Origin of the sequence: Curtobacterium sp. L1-20, assembly GCF_048755855.1 — a bacterium.
Taxonomy (GTDB): domain Bacteria; phylum Actinomycetota; class Actinomycetes; order Actinomycetales; family Microbacteriaceae; genus Curtobacterium.
Genome location: NZ_CP151473.1, coordinates 839,597 through 858,458, shown reverse-complemented (window position 1 = coordinate 858,458; position 18,862 = coordinate 839,597). Strand labels below are relative to the sequence as shown.

Genomic DNA, 18,862 nt, shown 5'->3' with positions numbered 1-18,862 from the left:
CCCTGGGACAGGACCGGAGGGAGGCGGTCCGAGGTGGCGGCCACGCCCCTGCGCGACCGTTCTGCGACACGCCCGATACGCGCCGCCGAACGATGGTCACCTTTTCAGGGAGGTGGCACAACCCCTCGGCGGGGTCCGGTGAACCCCAGTTCCGGGGGCAAGTCGGCGTGTCCCGTGGTGCCGGTCGAGCCGTCCGTGCCCGGAACGGACCCGGTGATGCGCGCAAGATGGAGGCATGCCGACGCCGAACGCCGCCTTCGTCCCGCCCACGTCCCACACCACGCGCCCGGACCTCCGCGGGACCTTCGGGATGGCCGCGGCGACACACTGGATCGCCACCGCCACCGCGCAGTCCGTGCTCGAGCGGGGCGGGAACGCCTTCGACGCCGCCGTGGCGGGCGCGTTCGTGCTGCACGTCGTCGAGCCGCACCTCAACGGCCCAGGTGGCGACCTCACCGCGGTGTTCGCGACGGCGGAGGACCCCACGCCGACGGTCCTCGTCGGTCAGGGTCCCGCTCCCGCCGGGGCGACGGTGGAGCACTACCGCGCCGAGGGGCTCGACCTGGTGCCCGGGTCCGGTGCCCTCGCCGCGGCGGTCCCGGGAGCGGTCGACGCGTGGCTCCTGCTGCTCCGCGACCACGGCACGTGGGAGCTCGCCGACGTGCTCGCCCCGGCGATCGGCTACGCCCGCGACGGGCACCCGGTCGCGCCCGCGGTGGTGCGGACGATCACCGCCGTCGCGGACCTGTTCCGTGACCACTGGCCCACCTCGGCGGCGCAGTGGCTGCCGGGAGGCGCGGTGCCGGTCCCCGGGGACCTGGTGCGCAACGAGGCACTCGCGTCCGTCCTCGACCGGCTCGTCACCGCGGGCGACGGCGCTGGCAGCCGGACCGCCCGCATCGACGCGGCCCGGTCCGAGTGGGCGGACGGTCTCGTCGCCGGTGCGATCGACCGATTCGTCCGTGAGCCGCACCGGCACTCGTCCGGCACGGACCACGCCGGGGTGATCCGCGCCTCCGACCTGGCGGCCTTCCGCGCGTCGTACGAGCCGGCGACGACGGCCGAGTTCCGCGGGTGCACGATCGCGAAGACCGGCCCGTGGGGGCAGGGCCCCGCGCTGCTGCAGACCCTCCGGCTGCTCGAACCGCTCAACGACGCACTGCTCGACCCGTCCACCGAGGTCGGCGCCCACACCGTCGTCGAGGCACAGAAGCTCGCGCTCGCCGACCGCGAGGCGTTCTACGGCGACGGTACGGTCCCCCTCGACGTCCTGCTCTCCGACGCGTACACCGACGAGCGCCGCGCACTGATCGGAGACCGGGCGTCCACCGAGCTCCGTCCCGGCGCCGTCGACGGCGTGATGCACGCGCTGCCGCCGGTCCGCACGCAGGCCGAGGCCGAGGCGAGCGGCGCCGTCGGCGGGCAGGGTGTCGGTGAACCGACCGTGCAGGTCGCCCGTACCACCGAGGTGCCGCCGACCACGCCCGTCGAGGACCGCGGCGAGCCGTTCGTCGCGCCGGACGGCGAGACCCGCGGTGACACGGTCCACATCGACGTGGTCGACCGCTGGGGCAACATCGTCAGCGCGACCCCCTCGGGCGGCTGGCTGCAGTCGTCGCCGACCGTCCCGGAACTCGGGTTCTGCCTGGGCACCCGGCTGCAGATGACCTGGCTCGAGGAGGGCACCGCGTCGACGCTCCGACCGGGCGAACGCCCGCGGACGACGCTGACGCCCACGCTGGTGCTGCGCGACGGCGAGCCGGTCGCGGCGCTCGGCTCACCCGGCGGGGACCAGCAGGACCAGTGGCAGCTGCTCTTCCTGCTGCGGTGGATCGTCGGCGGGTACTCGCCACAGCAGGCGATCGACGCCCCGGCCCTGCACACCACCGCGTTCCCGGGGTCGTTCTGGCCGCGGACGTGGGAGCCCGCCGGCCTCGTGGTCGAGGACCGCCTGGGCGACGACGTCATCGCCGGGCTCGAGGCACGTGGGCACGTCGTCACCCGTGCCGGCGACTGGTCGCTCGGCCGGTTGACGTGCGTGACCCGCGACCCGGCGACCGGCGTGCTCGGTGCCGCAGCGAACCCGCGCGGAGCGCAGGGCTACGCTGCCGGTCGCTGACGGCGGCGCCGGACGGCCCGGGCCCACCGCACGAGGCGGGACTACCGCTTCGCCCGGACCCAGCGCACGAGGTTCACGACCGGGTACGCGAAGAAGAGTCCGGCAAGGACGATCAGCGCGAGCGCACCGACCCAGGCCCCGCTCGCCTGGTCGACGTTGGCGGTCTGCCAGAGCGGGACGGAGCGCACGACGGCGTTGACCCCGGCCGCGACGAGCACGAGCGAGGCGACGATCCGCCACACGAGCCCCACGCGCGTCACCGGCTCGGCGGCGACGACCCTGCCGCGTTCCGGCGCGTCGTAGGGGATCCCCATCGTCATGCCGGTGCCGCTGTCACTGCCCGCGCGCGGTCGCCCGACGGCCTCGGTGCAGTTGGGGTCGCGGCGCGGCTGCTCTGCCCGGCGGACGTCCCGCTGTCCTGCCTGCTGGAACTCGCGTGCCTTCGCCATGGTCCACTCCCCACCCGCGCGCCCCTCGCGCCGTGCCACCACGATACGCAGCGCGGAGCGCGTCGGCGAGGACCGTTACCGAACTGCTCCTCAGACGCCCGAGGGCACGACCACCGCGCGGCCCGAGAGTTCGCCGGCCTCGAGCTTCCGGTACGCCTCGAGCGCGTCGTCCAGCGCGTACCGCTCGACGTCCGGCACGATCTGCCCTGCGCGGTACATCGCGACGACCTCGTGCAGGTCCTCGATGGTGCCCCAGTAGGTGTTCGTGATCGTCGATTCGTACGGCGTCGCGAAGAAGTTCCACTCGGTGGTGCCGCCCGCGATCCCGACGACGGTGAACCGTCCACCGATCGCCATCGACGCCTGGGCGACCCTGATGGTGGGCGTGGCCCCGACGAAGTCGAACGCGGCGTCGACCCCGCGACCGCCGGTGATCTCGCGGATCGCGGCGGCCTGGTCCGGACCACTCGGCACGGTGATCGCGCCACGGGCGGCCGCACGGTCCATCGCGTCCTGCTTCACGTCCGTGGCGATGACGGTCGCACCGGTCAGCGCCGTGAGGATCTGCACGGCGATCTGCCCGAGTCCACCGAGCCCGACGACCAGGGCGAACCTGCCGCCGCCGGCCAGGTTCGGCAGGGCGTTCTTGACCGCGTGGTACGGCGTGAGCGCGGCGTCGCTGAGCGGTGCGGCGGCGATCGGGTCGGCGTCGCCGAGGGGCACGAGGTTCCGGGCCGGGACGGTGACGTACTCGGCCATGCCGCCGTCACGACCGAGGCCGATGCCCGCGTACGGGTTGGTGTCGGCGTTCTCGCAGTAGGTGTCCTGCCCCTTCGAGCAGTACGAGCAGTGTCCGCAGCCGACCGGGCCGTAGACGAGGTACGCGTCGCCCTCCGTGAAGCCCGTGACGCCGTCGCCCAGCTCCTCGACCCAGCCGGAGTTCTCGTGGCCGAGGACGAAGGCGGGCGCCTGGGCTCCCGGCTGGCCGGCCTGGAACTCGCGGTACACGGCGACGTCGGAGTGGCACGCGCCCGCCCCGGCGACCTTGAGGAGCACCTCCCCCGGCCCGGGTACGGGCTTCGGCACCTCCGTCAGCGACGGGAAGGTCTGGTACTGCTCGAACACGACGGCACGCATGGGTTGCTCCTTTGATCCGCATGCAGGCTACACCCGTCGTTCAGGCCGACATGTGTCGTCCAAATTCGGTCGGTGGTCGGCGCCCCGCGAACATCCCCCGGTCGAAGCGCGCACCACCCGGACGAGGCCCCCGAGCGACCATCGCCATGACGACGAACCACCCGATCGGACCGGTGAAGACCAGCAGGAGGATCCACGCCCCGCTGTGGTCGCGGTCGTGCAGCCGACGCACGAGCAGCGACCACCGCGGCAGGATCGTGCCGATGACCACGGCGAGGACGAGCGCGTCCCACGGGTCCGGTCGGACGTCGCGCCCTCCGGTCCCCCACCCCCACCAGGAGCCCGCGCCACGGTCCAGCAGGTAAAACGAGACCTTCGGCGACGCGACGGCGCCGAAGGGGTCGAGATAGAACTCCCACCGACCGCCGGTGCCGTGCACGCCGACGATCCAGAGCGCCAGCCCGGCGAGCGCGGCCTCGAGCACGATCACCCACCAGAACTCGGCCCGACTCGCGCGGCCGTGGAACCGCCACCCCTGCGTCCAGAACCGCGCCCATGCCACCAGCGGGCCCACCGCGTCGACCGGCCCCTGGTCGAGCACACGCGCGCCGAAGTCGTCCCTGTCCCCCATGCGCCCGATCGTAGGGCAGACCTGCGTCTTCGCCGTGAGCCGGTTGCGAGAACGGCCGTTCTCCGCTTGACTCGGTTGCGACGGTCCCGCTCGGGACCGGTCCCCCCCACGAAAGGAGCGGCCATGCCCACGCGCACCGCACGTACCGCCTGGAACGGCGGCCTCAACGACGGCTCCGGCCAGGTCGAACTCTCCAGCTCGAAGGTCGGCACCTACGACGTCTCGTTCCCGAAGCGCGCGGCCGACGACGCCGGCGGCACCACCAGCCCCGAGGAGCTCATCGCCGCCGCGCACTCCGCCTGCTACGCCATGCAGTTCTCGGCCGTCCTCGGCGAGGCCGGCGGCACCGTCGAGGCGCTCGACGTCAAGGCAGACGTCTCGCTCGGCCCGGACAGCGCCGGCGGCTTCAAGCTCACCGGCATCGTCCTCACCGTGCACGGCGAGGTGTCCGGCATCGACGAGGCGGCCTTCCTCAAGGCCGCCGACGAGGCGAAGGCGACCTGCCCGGTCTCGAAGGCCCTCACCGGCGTCGACATCGAGCTCAAGGCGACGTTCGAGCAGTAGTCGCGACCCCGGTACGGACGGGAGGCGCGGTGCCGGCTGGCACCGCGCCTCCCGTCTGCGTCGGTACCGTCGGCGCATGCGCCTGTTCCGGACCTGGACCAACCGCCTGCTGCTGGCCGGCGTGGTCCTGCTGGTCGCCGGGGTCATCGTCCTCGTCATCACGCCGCGCCAGACGTTCGGGTACTTCGCGTACTTCCCCTCGAGCCACACGGCGATGCTGCCGACCGCGCACACGTGGCAGGAACGCACCGGCCAGGTGCTCGTCCTGGTGGGCGCGGTCGCCACCGCCTTCGCACTCGGACGCGTCTCGGTGCGGCGCCGCTGACCGCACGGCAGGACCACCGAGCGCGTCCAGCCGACGTCCGGACTCGGGCGGGAGCGGCTGGCACCATGGTCGGATGGCCGAGCAGTTCCTCCCCGGTGCGCCGCGACCGGGGCGACCACCCCGGCCCCGCGTGCGCAACCTCGCCCAGCACGACATCCGCGACGCCCGCGCCCGGCTCCGCGGCACGATCTACGAGGACGTCACCCCCGACGTCCGACCCCGCGAGCAGTACTCGCCGGTGCAGATCGTCGACTTCTGCCTCGACCTCGCCGAGGTGATGCTCGCCTCCGGAGCGGACACCCGCAGCGTGGAGACCGCCGTCGTCGCCGTGTCCACCAAGTGGAACCTCGCGCCGCTCGACCTCGACTTCTCGGGCAGCTCGGTGACGATCCAGTACGCGCCGGCCGACCACCCGCCGCTGGTCAAGGTGCGGACCGTGCAGTCCGACGGCTCCGACCTCGACCGACTGGCGCGGGCCAACCAGATCGTCGACGACCTCGTCCACGACGAACGCGACATGACCTCGGCGGTGAGCGCGCTCGTCGCCGTCCTCCGCTTGCCGCCGCGGTGGCCGACCTGGCTGGCCGACGTCGGCCTGTCGATCCTCGGCATCTCGATCGCGATGCAGGCCGGTGGCGGCTGGCGCGCGGGTCTCGGCGCCTTCGTGCTCATGCTCGGGATCATCGTGTCCGGCCGGTGGCTGACGGGTCGGGGCTTCCCGCAGTTCTTCGTGTCCGGCGCGCAGGGTGCCGCTGCCTCGGCGATCGGGACGCTCGCGATCCGTGCCGACCTGCTGCACCCGGGCCAGGCCGCGACGATGGTGGCAGCGCTCGTCGTCCTGCTGCTCCCGCACCCCTCGCTCGTCACCTGGGCGCAGGACGCGATCTCGGGCTTCCGGGCCATGGCCGTCGCCCGGGCGTTCTACATCGGGCTCGTCATCGCGGCGATCGTTGTCGGGGTGCCGGCCGGCATCGCGGTGACGGGGTGGCTGCACATCGAGGTCGACCCCTCCGGCATCGTCCTGCCGATCCTGCCGCTCTGGGCGTCACTCGCGCTCACGGTGGTGTCGGCGGCGGCGAACTGCTTCGTGCAGCAGGCGAGCGCACGGGTGATCCCGGTCGCCGTGGTGTTCTCGGTGGCCGCCGGCGCCGCCCTCCGCGGGCTGCGCGAACTCGGGTTCCCGCTCCTCGGTGCGACGTTCGTGGCGTCGGTGCTGCTCGGCGTCCTGTCCACGATCGCCGCCGCCCGGATGCGCACGGCCGTCGCGGCGATCGCGGTCCCGGCGTTCTGCGGTGCGCTGCTGCCGGGTGTCGCGGTGTCGAACGCCCTGCTCACCTTCATGTCGGGGTCGTCCAGCGCCGCGCTCGACTTCGTCGCGGCCGTCTCGGTGGCGCTCGGCATCGGTGCGGGCCTCGTGCTCGGCGGGCTCGTCGCGACGCCGGGTGCTCGGCGGGCGCTGCGCCGGTCGCGGCGGGTGGTCGTCCACTCGGTGCACAACGACACGACCGCGATCCCGGTCATCCGCGACTCCGGCTACGACCCGGGCAACGGATCGAGCCCGCGGGGCCCGCGCCCCCGCTGAGGGATCGCTGATGGGCGGACCGGACCGGGCGCGGACGCTGCCGGACGGCCTGGGATACAGGGTCGGCACACGAGGACGGGCCCGGCGACCGACCCCGCCCCGGAGGACGAGCGGTCGGTCGCCGGGCCCGCACGCAGGTCGAGCTGGTGCTCGGTCTGCGTCAGTTCGCGTCGGAGATCGCCTTCGACACGGCCGTCGGCGCGTCGTAGTCGCCGTCCGGGATGTTCCCGAGCGCCTCGAGCACGTCGTCGTCGGCACCCTCGCCCTTCGCCTTCGAGACGATGTCGTCCTTCGACGCGGGGTAGTCGATGCCGCTCAGGTACTTCTGGATCTGGATCGGGTTCGGCGTTCCTGCCATGTCGGTTCCTTCCGTCGAGGACTCCTGACTACCCGGTGGCGCCCCGGGACCCGTTCGGCGAGTGCGGGAAGCGGCTCAGAGCTCCCAGCCGCCGTCGTTCCACGTCGAGAGCCGACGTGCTGCCTGCGGCTCGTACCGCTCCATCCAGCCGCGCTCGAGCCGGGCCACCGCGCGGTCGAACGCGGGGACGAGGTCGAGGTCGGACCGGAGCATCGCCTGCAGCTGCAGCCCCTCGTACAGGGCGATGAGCTGCTCGGCTCCGCGGCGCGGGTCCATGGTGTGCGGGGCGCGACCGACCGCGACGTCGTGCTCCAGACCGCGCTTGATCTGCGCGTAGAACAGCTGGTAGCGCGACCGCAGGTACGTCGCCATCGGGTGCTGCGGGTTCCCGGCGACCGACAGCAGTGCCACCAGCAGTCGCATGAGGGCGGGGTCCTCGGCGTTCGACGCGACGATGGCGCGGAGGAGCTGCACGGTGGACCCGTCGCCCACCTCGCGCGTGACCTCGTCCATCCGGGTGCCGTTCCAGCGGTCGAGGGCGGCGAGCACGAGACCGTCCCACGACGGGAAGTGCTGCCGGAGCTCCTCGACGGGGATGCCGATGCGCTCGGCCACGTGGTCGGGGTGCGCTTCGTGGAACGGGACGTCCCGCAGCAGGTCGACGGTGGCACCGACGATCGTGATCCGCAGGTGCAGGGTGGCGGCCGCAGCGGCTGCCGCCTGCGTGTCCGCACTGGTGTGTTCGAGCATCGTGCCCTCCGTCGGTCCCGGACGTCCTGTCCGCGTCACCCCGCCAGCGGGGCACGACCATCCAAACGCACGAACGGGGGTCACCAGAATCCCCGGTACGGGTGTCAGCATGTCGGGGGACAAGCGCGTCCTCGCAGCGCATTCGCGGCGATCCGTGTGACGATGCCGGGATGACCCCGAACGACCCCACCGCACAGGGACTGGCGACGATGGCCTCGGCCGGGTTCGAGTTCGGCGGCGACCCGGAGCAGGTCGCCCACGACGTCCGGACGATGTGGGAGCAGCTCGGCCGGCCGGTCGGGGCGTTCGACGCCGCCGCCCGCGCCGTCGCCGTGCTCCCGCAGCGTCCCGAGGTCCCGATCGCCGAACAGGCCCGCCGCCGCGCCTTCGAGCGGGCGATCGGGATCAACCCCGTCGAGGTCGAGCTGGCCGCGGCGCTCTCCGCCCGGGAACTCCTCGGACGGATGGCCCGGTCCGTCACCTGCTGACGCGACCGCGCGGGTGTCGTCCGGCCCGCGCAGAGGAGGACGGTGCCGACCGGCACCGTCCTCCTCTGCTGTCGACCGGTCGTGACTACGGCGTCGGCATGCCGCCGTCGACGTGCAGGGTCTCCCCCACGACGTAGGACGACTCGCCGCTGGCCAGGAACACGAAGGCCGGAGCGAGCTCCGCCGGCTGTCCCCAGCGACCGAGGTACGTCTGCTCGCCAGCGGACGGCAAGGCCTCCGGCGGCTGGCCACCGGCCGGCTGCAGCGGGGTCCAGATCGGACCCGGTGCGACGGCGTTCACGCGGATGCCCTTCGGCGCGAGCTGCGCCGCCAGGCCCTTGGCCAGGTTGTTCACGGTCGCCTTGGTGGCCGCGTAGTGCACGAGGTGCGGGGACGGTGCGTAGGCCTGGATCGACGTCGTGTTGATGATCGTCGAGCCCGGCTGCAGGTGCGGGACCGCCGCCTTCGTGATGCGGAAGGTGGCGTAGGCGTTCGTCTTGAAGGTCTCGTCGAACTCCTCGTCCGAGATCTTCGTGATGTCGTCGACGTTCTGCTGCTTGCCGGCGTTGTTCACGAGGATGTCGAGCCCGCCGAGCTGCTCCACGGCGTCCGCGACGAGCTGCTCGCAGAACGCGAGCGAGGTGATGTCGCCGGGCAGGGCGACGGCCTTGCGACCGGCGGCCTCGATGAGCCCGACGATGCGGTCGGCGTCCTCCTGCTCCTCCGGCAGGTACGAGATGGCGACGTCCGCGCCCTCGCGGGCGTACGCGATCGCGACCGCCGCGCCGATGCCCGAGTCGCCGCCGGTGACGAGCGCCTTGCGGCCCTCGAGTCGACCGGAGCCGCGGTAGGTGTCCTCGCCGTGGTCGGCGGGGACGTTCTTCGCCATCTCCTCGTCGGTGCCGGCACCCTCGAGGTACTGCTCGTCCGGCTTCTTGTCGGCGTAGAGCTTCGTCGGGTCCTGCATGGTGTACTGGTCGATCTGCTGGTCCGTCATGTCGCCGACGCTACGCACCCGCCCTCCCGGTCCCGCCCAGGGGACTGTCCCCCGGCGTTCGGTCCTCCCCCCGTCCCGACGCCGCCGAATGTCACGGTCCGGTGACGACCAGGCTCCGATTCGGTAACACGTGTCGCTTGGTCAGCCGCGAGGTCGTACCGTCGACTGGTGACCTTCCGGACCGTGATGGCGTCGACCGCTGCCGTGCTGGCCTTCTCGGCCGGTTCGCTCGTCGTGGGCGGCGTCCCCGGTGCGACGATCGATGCGGCGGCCGCCGCCGAGACCACCGGCACCACGGTCCGTGACCAGCCCGTGCACGTCGGGAACGCCAAGCTCAAGCGCGTCGACGCGATCGAGCTCGACGCCGAGTCCCTGGTCTTCCGCGACGGCTCGAAGCGCGTGGTCGAGGCATCGATGCGCGACGCGGTCTCCACGGTCTCGCTGCTCAACCGCCTACTGGGCACGCCGTCCCGCACGCAGACGGCCGAGGGCGACGGGGGCGCGTGCTTCCCCGCCGGGACCACCTACACCTGGGGTGGCGCCGTCCGGGTGGCCGCCCTGGCGACGCCCGCGTCCGCCGGCAACGCCGTCGAGATCCGCGTGCTGCGTGACGAGGTCCGGACCCGCAACGGCGACCGCGTCGAGCTGAGCGGCCCCGACGGCGTGCAGGTCGGCGACGACATCCACGACGAGATCGCCGACGCCCCGAAGTCCGAGCGCGTGTCGTACGGCTCGGACGAAACGGCGGCGTGGCAGCTCCTGCTCGCCGAGGGCTGGGACCGGACCGACGACCCGCGGAGCGACGCCGACGACGCCGATGCCGATCGCGGCACGAACGGCGTCTCCGCCCTGACCGACGACACCACGGTGGTGGTGCTCGGGTCGCCGATGCCGGTGCACGCGCAGCGCACCTGCTGAGCACCGACCGCCCGACGCCCGGCGGGGTCAGACCCGCAGGGTCGCCACCACCGGGAAGTGGTCGCTCGCGGCCCACGTGTCGGGGCCACCGTGCCCGATGACGACCCGGTCGACACCCGCGATCCCCCGCGTGAAGACCCAGTCGATGCGGTCCCCCGAGGAGACCGGCGGCTGCCAGTCGTTGTACGTCGCCGTCTTGTCCTCCGGGTCACCGGCGACGAGCCACGCGTCCGAGAAGCCGGCGTCGGTCAGCACGCGGGAGGCCTCGCCCGCACCGGCCGGCTCGTTGCAGTCACCGGCGACGATCACCGGTCCGTCGGTCGCGCTCAGGCGCTCGGCGATCAGGGCTGCACTCCGCGCACGGACCTCGTCGCCGTGCGCGCCCAGCTCGTGGTCGAGGTGGGTGGTCAACAGCGTGAAGTCCGGCCCCTCGACGTCGAGGAACCGCGCGTGGTTCGCGATCCGCGGGTACAGGCTGTCCCAGGTGTTCGACACGGGCTCGTCCGGAGTGTCCGAGAGCCAGAAGGAGGCCTCGTCGACCGGGCGGAACCGGCTGCGGCGGAAGAACACCGCTGCGTGCTCGCCCGCGGTGCCTCCCTCGCGCCCCTGCCCGACGTCGGCGTGGTCCGGCAGGCCGGCGCGGAGGTCGTCCATCTGGTGGTCGAACGCCTCCTGCACGCAGAGCAGGTCCGGGTCGAACCGTCGGATGACGTCGAGGACCAGGGGCAGCCGGGCGGGCCAGTCGTGCACCGGGTCCGGGTTCTTGATGTTGTACGTCATGAGGGTGATGGGCCGGGCTGGGGTGCTCACCACTCCGACCGTACCGATCACCGCCCGAGCGTGACCCTGGTCGCGCGGTCAGTTGATGCAGACGCCTTCCTTGCCGTAGGTCTTCACGTCGGTCGACGACGGCTGCGGCTCGGAGGATGCCGATCCCGACGGCTTCGATCCCGTGGACCCGGACGAGCCGGAGGCCGACGAGCCGGATCCGGCCGCGGAGCCGTCCGCCGGCGTCGACGCGGCGCCGCCGGCGGCGGGCACCGGCGTGACGGTCTTCGCGTCCGTCCCGAGCACGAGCGTGACACCGGTGACCGCGGTGGTGCGCACCGCGACGGCGCCGGGGACGACCGCGGCCACGGCCTTGGCCTGGGCCTCCTGGCCGGCCGGGTACTGCACCTGCGTGGCCTTCGTGGTCTCGGACGAGCCGGGGGCGCCGACCTGGAAGCCCCGGGCGGTCAGCACCTGACCGGCGGCACCGGCCGCACCCGTGATGCCGCTGCCGTTGAGCACGGTGACGGTCGTCGCCGCAGGCTGCGCGGCGGTCGCCTTCGTGTACTCCTCCGGCTGGCCGACGAGCCCCTGCACGAACGCGGGGAGGCCGACGGTGTCGACCTCGACGATGGAGAGCGCCGAGCCGTTGACGTAGATGGTCGGCGTGCCGAGCGTCGGGATCGTGGCCGACTGGATGTTGCCCGGACGCAGGTTGCGCATCTGGCTCGCGAGGTTGATCAGGTCGGTGTCGGTCTGGATCGACCCGCCGACCGCGCCGAGGATGTTGCCCATCTTCACCGGGTTGAGGAGGGTCCCCGCGGAGAGGACCTTGCGGGCCTCCTGCGACAGGAAGTACTGCTGGCGGACGTTGCGGTCGAGGTCGCCGTTCGGCAGGCCCTTCCGCTGGCGGACGAACGACAACGCCTGCTTGGCGTCGAGCGTGGACTTGCCGGCGGGCAGGTCGACGCCGGAGTCCTTGTCCTTCACCGCATTGTTGAGGCAGACCTCGACCGGTCCGAGCTCCTTGACGACCTGGTAGAAGCCCAGCAGGGACACCCGCACGTAGTGGTCGATCGTCAGGCCACTGAGGTTCTGGATCGTCTGGATGAGCAGCTTCGCCCCGCCGGTGTCACCACCGCCGTTGAGGGTGCCGAAGTAGAAGGCGCTGTTGAGCTTGCCCTTGCCGACGCCGGGGATGTCGACGTACGAGTCGCGGGGGAACGACATCATCGTCGCGCGGGAGCCGTCCTCGTTGATGTGCAGGACGATCATCGTGTCGGTGTTCGTCGCCCCGCCGTCCGACTGGGTGCTCAGTTCCGCCATCTGCTCGGGCGTCGCGTTGTCCGGGCGGTGGTCGTCCCCGACCAGCAGGATGTTCTGCGCCTTGCCGTCGACGTCGTCCTTGCCGTTCGACTTCGCGCCGCTGATGGCGTCGATCTTCGTGATGCCGTTCGACAGGCGCCCGTAGGCGTACGCGGCGTAGCCGCCGCTCAGCAGCAGTGCCATCGTGAGCACACCGGCGACGGCGGGGAAGACCACCCCGATGCCTCGCTTCTGGCGGCCGTGGCGCGGCGGCACGAAGCCGCGGCTGGCGCGGCGCGTCGTCTCCTCGGGTTCGTTGCTCACCCGGAAACCATAACCGCAGCGCGCGGAACGGACATGGACCACCCCTGGAAGGTCGCCGCGATTCCACCGTCACCGACCAGTCGGGACGGGGCAGCAGGACGGACGGGAGGCGCGGTGCCGACCGGCACCGCGCCTCCCGTCCGTCCGTGGTGGCGACTCAGGACGGCAGCCTCCCTGTGTGGGTCTCCCGCGCCTGGAGCACCGTGATCCCGGTGATCGCGGCAGCGGCCATGACGTAGAACGCCGGTGCGAAGGTGTTGCCGGTGGCGCTGATCAGCCACGTGGCGAAGTACGGCGTGATGCCGCCGAACAGCGCGACGCTGATGTTGTAGGCGATCCCCATCGAGCCGTAGCGGATCGCGGTCGGGAACAGTTCGGCCATCGAGGCGCTGACCGCTCCGTCGAACGCCGCCATGAAGAGCCCGAGGAGCACCATCGCCGCGGCCGCGGCCCAGAAGTTGCCGGCATCCATGAGCATGAGGGTCGGGTACGTCAGCACGAGGAACCCGGCACACCCGGCGAGCATGACCGGCTTCCGCCCGACCTTGTCCGACAGCAGCCCGAAGAACGGCACGAGGCCGGCGATCACGATGAAGCCGATCACCACGACCCCGTACGACACCAACGGTGAGTACCCCAGGTCCGCCTGCAGGTAGGACGGCATGAACGTCTGCAGGATCCAGTGCCCGACGGCCTTGAGGACGACGAAGCCGACGCAGAAGAGCAACGCCTTCCACCCGGACCGCAGGGACCGACGGAGCGGGTTGGCCGCCACCTCGCCCTTCGCCTTGAGCGCCCGGAACTCCGGGGTGTCCTCGAGCTTCGAGCGCAGGTACAGCCCGACGAGACCGAGCGGCAGCGCGATGAGGAACAGGACGCGCCAGCCCCACGACTCGAGGGCACCGTCACCCGCGAGCGCGGTGAAGAGGAACACGAGACCACCGCCGACGATGAACGCGGCGAAGCCGAAGACGTCGATGAAGCTCGTGACGAACCCCCGTCGGTTCGACGGCGCGAACTCGGCGAGGAGGGTCGTCGCCCCCGCACCCTCACCGCCGGCCGCGAAGCCCTGGACCAGCCGGACCAACACGAGCAGGATCGGCGCGAGCAGCCCGACGCTCTGGTAGGTCGGCAGGATGCCCATCACGGCGGTCGCACCGCTCGTGATGAGGATCACGGTCGCGAGGGTCGTCTTCCGGCCGACGCGGTCGCCGAGCGAGCCCCAGAACAGGCCGCCGAGCGGGCGCATCACGAAGCCCGCGCCGAACACGGCGAACGCGGACAGCAGGGCCACCTGCGGGTCGCCCTGCTTGAAGAAGTACAGCGAGATGACCGTGGCCAGCGTGCCGTAGAGACCGAAGTCGAACCACTCGACGAAGTGGCCGACGCCCGCGGCGACGATCACCTTCCGCATGCTCTGGCGGCGGGCGTCGTCGCCGAGTGCCGCCGGGGCGTCCGTGGGTGTCGCGGCGCCGACGCTGTCGCGCGTCCGGGTTCCGTCGCTCATGGGATGACCTCACACTTCGTTGTCGAGAGTTCCTTGACGATAGCACTCGCCGGGCACACTGTGCCACAGAGTGGGACAGTGTCGCCATACGGTGATACCGTTCCAGCCATGCAGTCCCGTGAACAGCACCACGACGTCGTGGTCGTCGGAGGCGGTCTCGCCGGTGTCAGCGCCGCCGTCGCCGCCGCCCGCCTCGGCTCCAGCGTCGCCCTCGTCACCAACCGGCCGGTCCTCGGCGGCAACTCGTCGAGCGAGGTCCGGGTGTGGGTGGTGGGCGCCACGGCGCACGGCACGCAGCGGTTCGCCCGCGAGACCGGGATCATGGGCGAGCTGTTCCTCGAGAACCAGTACCGCAATCCGCAGGGCAACGCCGTCTACTGGGACCAGGTCGTGCTCGACCTCGTCCGCGCCGAGCCGAACCTGCACCTGCACCTCAACACCGACGTCCGGACCGTGGCGACGGCTCCCGGCGAGGACGGTGCGACCCGGATCACCGCCGTGACGGGATGGACCATGGGGTCCGAGATCGAGACGACGTTCACCGCGCCGGTGTTCCTCGACTGCACGGGCGACGGCCTGGTCGGGGCCCTCGCCGGGGCGTCCCACCGGATCGGTCGCGAGGGCCGGGACGAGTACGGGGAGGAGTGGGCACCGGACCTGCCGGACGAGGAACTGCTCGGCAGCTCGATCTTCTTCTCCACGCACGACACCGGCCGTCCCGAGAGGTTCGTCCCGCCGTCGATCGCGATCGACCTGTCCACGACGCCGATCCTCGCGAACCGGACGATCCGGACGGGCGACAACGGCTGCAACTACTGGTGGATCGAGTGGGGCGGCCAGCTCGACACGGTCACCGAGAACGAGCGCATCCGCGACGAGCTGTGGGGTGTCGTCTACGGCATCTGGGACCACATCAAGAACTCCGGGGCCTTCGACGCGGACTCCCTCACCCTCGACTGGGTCGGCTCGATCCCCGGCAAGCGCGAGTACCGCCGGTTCGTCGGCGACCACACCCTCACGCAGCAGGACCTCCTGACGCAGCGGTCCTTCCCCGACACGGTCGCCTACGGCGGGTGGTCGATCGACCTGCACCCGGTCGAGGGCGTCTACGCCGAGACCGCGGGGGCGCAGCAGCGCTACACCGACGGCACCTACGAGATCCCCTTCCGCTCCCTGTACTCGGCGGACGTGTCCAACCTGCTCTTCGCCGGTCGGAACATCTCCGCCTCGCACGTGGCCTTCGGGTCCACGCGGGTGATGGCCACGTGCGCCACGCAGGGGCAGGCAGCAGGGACCGCCGCCCACCTCGTGGCCCGGCACGGCACCACACCCCGGGAACTCGGCACCGACCACGTCGCGATGCTCCAGCAGACGCTGCTGCGCGAGGACGCCCCGGTCATCGGGGTCCGCGCGATGGACGGTGCCGATCTCGCTCCACGCGCGCGGATCAGCGCGAGCAGCGAGCTGACGGCGCTGGACACGACCCCGTGGGCGACGGCGGACACCTTCGCGCTCGACCGCGACGTCGCGGTGGTCCTGCCCGTCGACCCGGAGCTCGGTTCGTTCGCGATCCGCACGGTCGCCGACGAGGACGCCCCCACCGAGCTCACCATCGAGCTCTGGACCACCGGCAAGCCGCAGAACTACGCACCGATCGAGCACGTGTCGACGCACACCGCCGCGGTCGCGTCCGGGCCCGGCGAGGCCGTGGTCGACCTCGGCTTCCGCCCGGACGAGCCGTGCAACGCGGTCGTCGTCGTCCGTCGCGCGCCGGGCGTGCGCCTCGTCCTCACCGACGGGCACCCGTACGGCGTCCTCGCGCTCCGTGCCCGGTCGGCGGACGACGAGCAGTTCGACGACCACATCCCGGAGGAGTCCGACCAGCCCGTCACCGACTGGGAGGCGCGGGCACTGCGCGGACGGTCCTTCGCGTTCACCGCAGGCGGCGTCTCGGAGGCGTGGCGCGCCTCCCGGACCACCGACGGCTACCAGCGCCCCTACGGCGGCCCGCACCTCTGGTCGTCGGAGCCGGGCGACGGCACCGCCGCGCTGACGCTCGAGTGGGCGGAGCCGGTCCCCGTCCACCAGGTCCGGATCGTCTGGAACGACGACGTCGACGCCGACCTCGTCAACCTGCACCACCACCGGACGCCGTGGGACGCCGTCCCGACGCTGGCCCGGGACTACCGGGTGGAGGCGTGCGTCGACGGATCGTGGCGGGAACTCGCGACCGTCACCGACAACCGGCACCGCCACCGCGTGCACGACGTGGTGCCGGTCCGGACCAGTGCGGTCCGCGTGGTCGTCACCGCGACGAACGGGTCGCCGTTCGTCACGGCGAGCGCCGTGAAGGTCTACTGACCCACCACCACCGATCAAGGGAGATCGCCGTGCACCTGCGCACACTCGTGACCGTGACGACAGTCGCGTTCGCACTCGTCACCGCCGCGACGGGAGGCCCGGCCGCGAGCCCGGCCGCCGCCGTGTCGTCGGTCGCCCCCGGCTCCGCCGGCACCGCTGGCACCGCTGGCACCGCTGCGATCCAACCGAACCCGGGGAACCCCACGTCACCCAGCGCGACCGCGCACGCCGTGTCCGTCAACGGGACCGCCGTCCCGGTGAAGGCCGAGTCGGTCAGCGGCACCGCGCACGACGTCGCGATGTTCGCCAAGGGGACCGGCACGGCCACCGTCAGCGTCAGTATGCCCGGCCTCGCTGCCTCCGCCACCCCGGTCGTCACGCCGCTGACCCTCGCGATCGCCACGACCCGGACCGGATCGACCGTCACCTTCACGATCCGCGACGCGCACCCGCTCGTCGTCGAGGCCCCGGGGGTCCGCGCGCTCTTCCTCTTCGTCACGCCGACGGAGACGACGGTGCCGTCGGCGTCCGACCCCTCCGTGCTGTACTTCGGCCCCGGAGAGCACGACGCCGGCGTGATCCGTCCGACCTCCGGGCAGACGGTCTACCTGGCGCCCGGTGCACTCGTGCGGGGCCGCATCGACGGGGACGGCGTCACCGGTGTGCAGGTCCTGGGGCGGGGCATCCTCGACGCCGGCACGGACACCTCGCGGTCCGCCAAGACCATGGCGATCCGCTTCCACGACAGCTCGGACGTCACCGTCTCGGGCATCGCCGTCCGGAACGCCCAGTGGTGGCAGACCCTCTACATCCGCTCGTCCGGCATCCACGTGTCGTGGCTGAACCTGATGGGCACGCTCATCAACAACGACGGCATCGACACCGACGGAGTGCAGGACATGACGGTCGAGCACAACTTCGTCATGAGCGGCGACGACGGGTTCGGCTGGCACGCGCTGGACGCCGCCACGAACGGCGAACCCGAGACGCGGGGGCTGCACGCAGACGACACGACGTTCTGGAACGTGACCGGCGGCAACCCGGTCCGCTTCGGGTCGTCGATGGAGACCTCGCTCTTCACCGACGTCTCGATCACGCGGTCCTACGTGCTCCGTGCGAAGGAGGTCGCCCTGAAGTTCGACGTGCAGGACTGGGCAACCGCCTCGGACGTCACCGTCGACGGATTCCACGTCGAGTCGCAGCCCGTCGGGAAGCAGGCCGTCGTGCTCCAGGTGCTCAAGGGGCAGTACTCGAACGACACCGGGTACCGGGACGAGCGCGGTCGGATCACCGGGATCACGATCCGGGACTTCACGGACGTCGCCTCCGACGCGGTCGTGCTCTCCGGCTGGGACGCCACGCACGGCGTCTCGGACGTGTCCTTCGAGGACGTGGTCCTCGGCGGTACGCCCCTCACCTCCGCCCAGGTCAGGACGAACCAGTTCGTCAGTGGTGTCACGGTGTCGTGACCAGCACCACGGGCCAGAATGAACGGATGGCCACCACCCCTCCGAACCAGAGCATCGAGCGCGCCGCGGCAGTCCTCGGCGCGCTCGGTGCCGCCGACGGTGCGATGCGTGCCTCCGACATCGCGCGGGCGATCGGGCTCGGCACCTCGACGACCGGCCGGCTGCTCGCGACGCTCGAGTCGCTCGAGTACGTCCGCCGCGACCCCGAGTCGCAGGGCTACGTGGTCGGGCGGGCGGTGCTCGAGCTCGCCAGCCAGGGGCTCAACCACAACCCGGTGCACCGCGAGAGCCGGGCGGCTGCGCAGGAGCTCGCGCACCGGACGGGCCTCACCGCGAACGTCGGCGTGCAGGACGCCGCGTCGTGCATCTACCTCTGCCACTTCGAGGGGTCGCTCGCCCCGAAGTCGCACACCATGATCGGCATGCGGCAGCCGATGCACGCGTCGGCGCTCGGCAAGGCGCTCATGCTGGACATGTCACAGGCGGAGCGGACGGCGCTGCTCGGTGCGGAGCTGCCCCGCTACACGGACCACACGATCACGTCGCACGACGAGCTCACGGCGGACCTCGTCGCGTCGGCGGGCCGCGGGTGGTGCGTCGAGAACCAGGAGCTCGCGCTCGGCCGCTTCTGCATCGCGGCGCCGATCCGGAACGCCTCGGGGCACGTCACCGCGGCGCTGTCGATCTCCGGCCGGGTGACGCAGCTGCGTGACCGCGACATGGACACGCTCGCCGAGGACCTCATCGAGGTGGCCGACCGCATCAGCGTCGGGCTCGGCATGATCAGCGCGGTCGCGCACTGACGATCGG

At 72.0% G+C, this 18,862-nt stretch carries 18 protein-coding genes; 9 read left to right on the top strand and 9 right to left on the bottom strand.

The window, feature by feature from the left end:
* Positions 1-235: 235 nt before the first annotated feature.
* On the top strand, positions 236-2,119 hold the full coding sequence (locus AAEP86_RS05600) for a gamma-glutamyltransferase family protein (RefSeq protein ID WP_420369553.1): 1,884 nt from the start codon (positions 236-238) through the stop codon (positions 2,117-2,119).
* Between the two features lie 41 nt (positions 2,120-2,160).
* Here the strand turns inward: AAEP86_RS05600 and AAEP86_RS05595 are convergent, their stop codons facing one another.
* The 3 genes from AAEP86_RS05595 to AAEP86_RS05585 all read right to left on the bottom strand — a co-directional run bounded on the left by AAEP86_RS05595 (position 2,161) and on the right by AAEP86_RS05585 (position 4,336).
* Positions 2,161-2,568, bottom strand: coding sequence for a hypothetical protein (locus AAEP86_RS05595; RefSeq protein ID WP_420369552.1), 408 nt, complete (start codon positions 2,566-2,568; stop codon positions 2,161-2,163).
* Between the two features lie 90 nt (positions 2,569-2,658).
* Positions 2,659-3,705 (bottom strand): NAD(P)-dependent alcohol dehydrogenase, encoded by a 1,047-nt coding sequence (locus AAEP86_RS05590; protein WP_420369551.1) that lies wholly within the window; start codon positions 3,703-3,705, stop codon positions 2,659-2,661.
* A 40-nt stretch (positions 3,706-3,745) separates the two neighbouring features.
* Positions 3,746-4,336 (bottom strand): DUF805 domain-containing protein, encoded by a 591-nt coding sequence (locus AAEP86_RS05585; protein ID WP_420369550.1) that lies wholly within the window; start codon positions 4,334-4,336, stop codon positions 3,746-3,748.
* Positions 4,337-4,459: 123 nt separating this feature from the next.
* On the opposite strand from AAEP86_RS05585, the gene AAEP86_RS05580 reads away from it, so the two are divergent.
* The 3 genes from AAEP86_RS05580 (at position 4,460) to AAEP86_RS05570 (ending at position 6,807) form a co-directional block, all read left to right on the top strand.
* A complete protein-coding gene (locus AAEP86_RS05580; protein WP_420369549.1) occupies positions 4,460-4,900 on the top strand; it encodes an OsmC family peroxiredoxin in 441 nt (146 codons plus the stop codon).
* A 76-nt stretch (positions 4,901-4,976) separates the two neighbouring features.
* On the top strand, positions 4,977-5,225 hold the full coding sequence (locus tag AAEP86_RS05575; protein ID WP_420369548.1) for a hypothetical protein: 249 nt from the start codon (positions 4,977-4,979) through the stop codon (positions 5,223-5,225).
* 73 nt (positions 5,226-5,298) lie between these two features.
* Positions 5,299-6,807, top strand: a complete 1,509-nt coding sequence (locus AAEP86_RS05570) for a threonine/serine ThrE exporter family protein (RefSeq protein ID WP_420369547.1) — start codon at positions 5,299-5,301, stop codon at positions 6,805-6,807.
* 160 nt (positions 6,808-6,967) lie between these two features.
* Here the strand turns inward: AAEP86_RS05570 and AAEP86_RS05565 are convergent, their stop codons facing one another.
* Both AAEP86_RS05565 and AAEP86_RS05560 read right to left on the bottom strand, forming a co-directional pair.
* The gene (locus AAEP86_RS05565; protein WP_420369546.1) at positions 6,968-7,165 is read right to left on the bottom strand and encodes a DUF2795 domain-containing protein; all 198 of its coding nucleotides are present in this window, start codon (positions 7,163-7,165) and stop codon (positions 6,968-6,970) included.
* Between the two features lie 75 nt (positions 7,166-7,240).
* Positions 7,241-7,915 (bottom strand): TetR/AcrR family transcriptional regulator, encoded by a 675-nt coding sequence (locus AAEP86_RS05560; RefSeq protein ID WP_420369545.1) that lies wholly within the window; start codon positions 7,913-7,915, stop codon positions 7,241-7,243.
* 170 nt (positions 7,916-8,085) lie between these two features.
* Between AAEP86_RS05560 and AAEP86_RS05555 the strand changes: the two genes are divergently transcribed.
* Entirely contained in the window at positions 8,086-8,403 is a 318-nt protein-coding gene (locus AAEP86_RS05555) for a hypothetical protein (RefSeq protein WP_420369544.1), read from the top strand.
* 85 nt (positions 8,404-8,488) lie between these two features.
* Here AAEP86_RS05555 and AAEP86_RS05550 read toward each other — a convergent pair whose 3' ends face one another.
* Positions 8,489-9,400 carry an SDR family oxidoreductase gene (locus AAEP86_RS05550; protein ID WP_420369543.1) on the bottom strand — a complete coding sequence of 304 codons (912 nt, stop codon included), beginning with the start codon at positions 9,398-9,400 and terminating at the stop codon, positions 8,489-8,491.
* 168 nt (positions 9,401-9,568) lie between these two features.
* Here AAEP86_RS05550 and AAEP86_RS05545 point away from each other — a divergent pair, with 168 nt between their 5' ends.
* Positions 9,569-10,318 (top strand): hypothetical protein, encoded by a 750-nt coding sequence (locus tag AAEP86_RS05545; protein WP_420369542.1) that lies wholly within the window; start codon positions 9,569-9,571, stop codon positions 10,316-10,318.
* 27 nt (positions 10,319-10,345) lie between these two features.
* Here AAEP86_RS05545 and AAEP86_RS05540 read toward each other — a convergent pair whose 3' ends face one another.
* From AAEP86_RS05540 to AAEP86_RS05530, 3 genes are all read right to left on the bottom strand, one after another.
* The gene (locus AAEP86_RS05540; RefSeq protein WP_420369541.1) at positions 10,346-11,128 is read right to left on the bottom strand and encodes an endonuclease/exonuclease/phosphatase family protein; all 783 of its coding nucleotides are present in this window, start codon (positions 11,126-11,128) and stop codon (positions 10,346-10,348) included.
* A gap of 48 nt (positions 11,129-11,176) precedes the next feature.
* Complete coding sequence (locus tag AAEP86_RS05535; protein WP_420369540.1) at positions 11,177-12,715, bottom strand: LCP family protein; 1,539 nt, start codon at positions 12,713-12,715, stop codon at positions 11,177-11,179.
* Positions 12,716-12,872: 157 nt separating this feature from the next.
* Complete coding sequence (locus tag AAEP86_RS05530; protein WP_420369539.1) at positions 12,873-14,222, bottom strand: MFS transporter; 1,350 nt, start codon at positions 14,220-14,222, stop codon at positions 12,873-12,875.
* A 108-nt stretch (positions 14,223-14,330) separates the two neighbouring features.
* Between AAEP86_RS05530 and AAEP86_RS05525 the strand changes: the two genes are divergently transcribed.
* The 3 genes from AAEP86_RS05525 to AAEP86_RS05515 are packed head-to-tail and all read left to right on the top strand — an operon-like array spanning position 14,331 to position 18,855.
* On the top strand, positions 14,331-16,583 hold the full coding sequence (locus AAEP86_RS05525) for an FAD-dependent oxidoreductase (protein ID WP_420369538.1): 2,253 nt from the start codon (positions 14,331-14,333) through the stop codon (positions 16,581-16,583).
* A gap of 53 nt (positions 16,584-16,636) precedes the next feature.
* A complete protein-coding gene (locus AAEP86_RS05520) occupies positions 16,637-18,052 on the top strand; it encodes a hypothetical protein (RefSeq protein ID WP_420369537.1) in 1,416 nt (471 codons plus the stop codon).
* Between the two features lie 26 nt (positions 18,053-18,078).
* Entirely contained in the window at positions 18,079-18,855 is a 777-nt protein-coding gene (locus tag AAEP86_RS05515) for an IclR family transcriptional regulator (protein ID WP_420369536.1), read from the top strand.
* Positions 18,856-18,862 lie beyond the last annotated feature (7 nt).